This is a genomic window from Nocardioides sp., from assembly GCF_035503875.1.
Lineage (GTDB): Bacteria > Actinomycetota > Actinomycetes > Propionibacteriales > Nocardioidaceae > Nocardioides.
Window position 1 is genome coordinate 1 of the sequence record NZ_DATJTA010000047.1, and the last position, 4,046, is coordinate 4,046.

6 protein-coding genes and 1 tRNA gene are annotated in these 4,046 nt (G+C 71.6%); 3 read left to right on the top strand and 4 right to left on the bottom strand.

The window, feature by feature from the left end; all coding sequences use genetic code 11:
- On the bottom strand, positions 1-576 hold a 576-nt coding region (locus VMF51_RS11080), incomplete at its 3' end, for an alcohol dehydrogenase catalytic domain-containing protein (protein WP_325474488.1).
- Between the two features lie 389 nt (positions 577-965).
- On the opposite strand from VMF51_RS11080, the gene VMF51_RS11085 reads away from it, so the two are divergent.
- The 3 genes from VMF51_RS11085 (at position 966) to VMF51_RS11095 (ending at position 2,704) form a co-directional block, all read left to right on the top strand.
- The gene (locus VMF51_RS11085) at positions 966-1,184 is read left to right on the top strand and encodes a hypothetical protein (protein ID WP_325474489.1); all 219 of its coding nucleotides are present in this window, start codon (positions 966-968) and stop codon (positions 1,182-1,184) included.
- 460 nt (positions 1,185-1,644) lie between these two features.
- Positions 1,645-2,601, top strand: a complete 957-nt coding sequence (locus tag VMF51_RS11090; protein WP_325474490.1) for a MinD/ParA family ATP-binding protein — start codon at positions 1,645-1,647, stop codon at positions 2,599-2,601.
- A 14-nt stretch (positions 2,602-2,615) separates the two neighbouring features.
- A tRNA-Ser gene (locus tag VMF51_RS11095) sits at positions 2,616-2,704 on the top strand.
- A gap of 279 nt (positions 2,705-2,983) precedes the next feature.
- Here the strand turns inward: VMF51_RS11095 and VMF51_RS11100 are convergent.
- The 3 genes from VMF51_RS11100 to VMF51_RS11110 form a co-directional block, all read right to left on the bottom strand.
- Positions 2,984-3,115 carry a hypothetical protein gene (locus tag VMF51_RS11100; protein ID WP_325474491.1) on the bottom strand — a complete coding sequence of 44 codons (132 nt, stop codon included), beginning with the start codon at positions 3,113-3,115 and terminating at the stop codon, positions 2,984-2,986.
- A 239-nt stretch (positions 3,116-3,354) separates the two neighbouring features.
- On the bottom strand, positions 3,355-3,609 hold the full coding sequence (locus VMF51_RS11105) for a hypothetical protein (protein WP_325474492.1): 255 nt from the start codon (positions 3,607-3,609) through the stop codon (positions 3,355-3,357).
- Between the two features lie 241 nt (positions 3,610-3,850).
- Positions 3,851-4,046, bottom strand: a 196-nt coding sequence (locus VMF51_RS11110; RefSeq protein WP_325474493.1) for a hypothetical protein, incomplete at its 5' end; no start/stop codon positions are given.

The window sequence follows — 4,046 nt, forward strand, 5'->3', positions numbered from 1 at the left end:
ACGGTAGTTGATCGTGATGTCGGCGCCGAGGGCCCGGCATTCGTCCAGCTTTTGCCGGGATCCCGCGGTGACCGCGACCCGGGCGCCGGCGTGCTTGGCGAGCTGGATCGCCATCGTGCCGATGCCGCTGCCGCCGCCGTGGACGAGCAGCGTCTCGCCGGCCGTGAGTCCGGCGATGAGGAAGACGTTGGAGTACACGGTGCAGGCCGTCTCCGGGAGCGCGGCCGCCTCGATGAGCGTGGTGCTCTTCGGGACCGGAAGCAGCTGTCCGGCCGGGACGGCTACCTGCTCGGCGTAGCCGCCGCCGGATAGCAGCGCGCAGACCTGCTCGCCGACATGCCATCCGTTGACGCCGTCGCCGAGGGCCGCGACGGTGCCCGAGCACTCGAGACCCGGATAGGGCGGCGCGCCCGGCGGCGGCGGGTAGAGCCCCTGACGCTGCATGAGGTCGGCCCGGTTGACGCCGGCCGCGGCTACCTCGACGAGAACCTCGCCCGGCCCCGGCCGCGGGTCCGCGACCTCGGTCCACTGGAGCACGTCAGGGCCTCCGGGCTCGCTGATCACGACGGCGTGCATAGCTGCCTCCTTGGCGGGAATCTCCCTAACTAGGGTCTTTCAGCGGATTGGGTCAGGGAGTCGCGTAATGAGTTAACGGGTGCCGCGAACAGTATGGCAAGGGCAGGCAGGTGGCTACTGGGGGCGGCCATGATGGCAGAAGAACACGACGACAAGGCGGCCTCCGACGCGCGCGAGGCCACGGAGATCTACCCGTTCGCTTCCGGTTACCCGCAGCAGACGGGTACCGCCCGCGGCCCGCTTCCCGACTGGCAGGCGGCGGATCAGCCGCTGCCCGACCTGCCGGTGATGGAGCAGCTGCCCGACCCGGAAGCGCTCCCCGACCCCGGCTACCCGGCCATGCCGGCGACGCCGCCGCCGGCCTCGCAGCCGCCGCCCGCGCGCCCGCCATGGCCGACGCCGTTGTCGTTGCCATTCTCGTCGCCGTCGCCGTCGCCGTCCTCGTCGCCGTCCTCGTCGCCGATGCCGTCCTCGTCCTCGTCGCCGTCGCCGTCCTCGTCGCCGTCCTCGTCGCCGTCGCCGTCCTCGTCGCCGATGCCCGAGCCTACGAGGCCTCCGGCTCCGCCTGCTCGTACGGCTCCGAGGCCCCCGGCTCCGACGCCGCCTGACGGGACGCCGGCCGTCCGGACGCCGCCGGCGGTCGCGACGGAACCTTCGAGCGCGCCCGCCAGGCACGTTCCGCCCGCCCAGGCGCCACGGCCGGAGGAGTTCTCCGGCGGCGAGGAGGGGCCTCGGCCGATCGCGCAACGGCACCAGGAGCCGCGTTATCCGGCGCAGCGGCCGCTTGACGTGCGGCCGACGTGGACCTCCGACCCGTACACGGTGCCTCGGCCGCCGGAGGCGGCGCCGCCGTTGCGCGGCCCGTCGGTGCCGTGGTCACAGGTGCGCGTGGGCGGCGACGTCCCGGTGGCCGCGCCGCTGCCGACGGCGTCGCTGCCCGCGAGGACGGTGCCGGCGGCGCCCATGCCGCCCGAGCCAGGGCGGGCGGAACCGCACGAGGCAAGGCGGGCGGAACCGCCGCCCGATGTAGAGCCGCCTGGCCCGGCGGTGCAGCGGCAGACCGCGGACATGCTCACCTCCGACCTGCTGCTTCCCGGTAAGCGGGCGACGCCCGACGGCGGCTGGCGGCGGACGGTCTACCGCGCGACCGGGGGACTGGTCCGGGTCGGCGAGTCGGCCGCCAGCATGCAGCGGCGCGCGCTGATCAGGCGCGTGCGGTCGCCGGTCGCGGGCGGACACCACCGGGTCGCGGTGCTGAGCCTCAAGGGCGGCGTCGGGAAGACCACGGTCACGGTCGGACTCGGCTCGACGCTCGCGTCGTTGCGCGGGGACCGGGTGATCGCGGTGGACGGCAACCCGGACCGCGGCACGCTCTCGGACAAGGTTCGGCTCGAGACCCCGGCGACCATCAGGGACCTGCTGAACGAACGGTCCCTGGTGACCAGGTACGCCGACGTCAGGGCGTACACGTCCCAGGCGTCGAGCAGGCTCGAGATCCTCGCGTCGGACCGGGACCCGGGCGTTTCAGTCGCGTTCAGCGCCGACGACTACCGGGCCGTGACCGGCGTTCTCGAGCACTACTACTCGATCTGCATCACCGACTGCGGCACCGGCCTGCTGCACTCGGCGATGGCCGGCATCCTCGAGCTGGCCGACCAGATCGTCCTGGTGAGCTCCCCGTCGGTCGACGGCGCGCGCAGCGCCAGCGCGACCCTCGACTGGCTTGAGGCGCACGGCTACGCGGACCACGTCCGCGGCGGCGTCGTGGTGCTGTCCGCCATCCGCCGCAGGAGCAAGTCATCGGTCGACCTCGACCGCCTGGAACAGCACTTCGCCGCCCGCTCCCGCGCGGTCGTCCGAGTGCCCTACGACCCGCACCTGGAGGAGGGCGCGGAGGTCGAACTGGAGATGCTCAACGAGCAGACCGCCGACGCCTATCTCAACCTGGCCGCGCTGGTCGCCGACGGCTTCGCGCACCCGCGCCGATCCTCGGCCGGCACCACGTCCGGGTCCCCATTCGCGTAATGTTGTTCCACGCAGGAGGGCTCGCCTAGTGGCCGATGGCGGTTGTCTTGAAAACAACTGTGTCGGGAGACCGACACCGTGGGTTCGAATCCCACGCCCTCCGCTTGACCTGCATAAACGTGCTCACGTGGCGTCTCGGTCTTGGACGCGGGCCGCTCTGGAGCCCCGTAAATGGACGCGAGATGGACGCGAGCGGCAACGGCTTGAGGGTCGCGCCCTCTTAACCAAGGCCGCGGCGATCGGCGCCTCTGCCACAGATAGGGGGACACGTGGCCGTCCTCGATGGGCTTTTTGAGCGCGTCGGCGCGGCGGTGGTCGAGCTGGTCGCACATCGTGTGCGCTAGCTGTGTCCTTGCAGGTCAGCACCTATGTTTTTGGTGTGCTATCCCTGTGTCAGCGGGTGCGGGGTGCCGTCGGGCTGGCGGTCGTCGAGCCGGTCGCCCTGGCCGTGGTCGGGCTGGTCGAGCCCGTCCGCGCGGCGTTCGTCGAGCGGGTAGCGACTTACACGGGCCATCATTTCAATAGATAGACGCTAATGTCTGCGTAAAGGCACCTAGAAGCCACGTAGACGAGTTTTTGTCTGTACCCATACGAAATGACCTGGAAGTCTAAAAGGACATTCAGGCATAAACTCGCATAGCCGGCTAAGCGTCAAAATCGAATATGTGCCACGATAAATCGAAAGAATATGGACATGCGAGGCAGCAGCGCGGAGTAGTGCAGAAATTATTCGAACAGATCGTCGTTAGAGCTTCACCCGGCCAACCAGTTAGACACTAGCCCGACGACCACCGCGCCGACGGGGCTCACCGGCACCAGCCCGAGGACGGCCAGGGCGACGGACTCGACGACGGCCAGGGCGACCGGCTCGACCAACTCGAGGACCGCCAGGGCGATCGGCTCACCGGCACCAGCCCCCACCACGGCCGCGCCGACCGGCTCGACGACGCGCAGCGCCGACCACGGCCGCGCGGACGGGCTCGAGGACCGCCAGGCCGACCGGCTCACCGGCACCAGCCCGACGACGGCCAGGGCGACGGGCTCGACGCCATCAGGCCGACCGGCTCGACGCCACCAGCCCCACCACGGCCGCGCCGACCAGCTCGAGGACGGCCAGGCCGACGGGCTCGACGACCGCCAGCCCCACCACGGCCGCGCCGACCAGCTCGACGACGCGCCGCGCCGACCAGCTCGACGACGCGCCGCGCCGACCAGCTCGAGGACGGCCAGGGCGACGGGCTCGACGCCATCAGGCCGACCGGCTCGACGACCGCCAGCCCGACGACGGCCAGGGCGACCGGCTCACCGGCACCAGCCCCACCACCGCCGCGCCGACCGGCTCGACGACCGCCAGGGCGACCGGCTCGACGCCACCAGGCCGACCGGCTCGACGACGCGCAGCGCCGACCACGGCCGCGCGGACGGGCTCGAGGACCCACCAGCGC

What these genes read in the sequence shown, in the direction of transcription:
- VMF51_RS11085 (WP_325474489.1), top strand. Translation starts at nt 966, where the DNA reads ATGGCCGACGCCGTTGTCGTTGCCATTCTCGTCGCCGTCGCCGTCGCC.
- VMF51_RS11090 (WP_325474490.1), top strand. Translation starts at nt 1,645, where the DNA reads ATGCTCACCTCCGACCTGCTGCTTCCCGGTAAGCGGGCGACGCCCGAC.
- VMF51_RS11100 (WP_325474491.1), bottom strand. Translation starts at nt 3,115, where the DNA reads ATGGCCCGTGTAAGTCGCTACCCGCTCGACGAACGCCGCGCGGACGGG.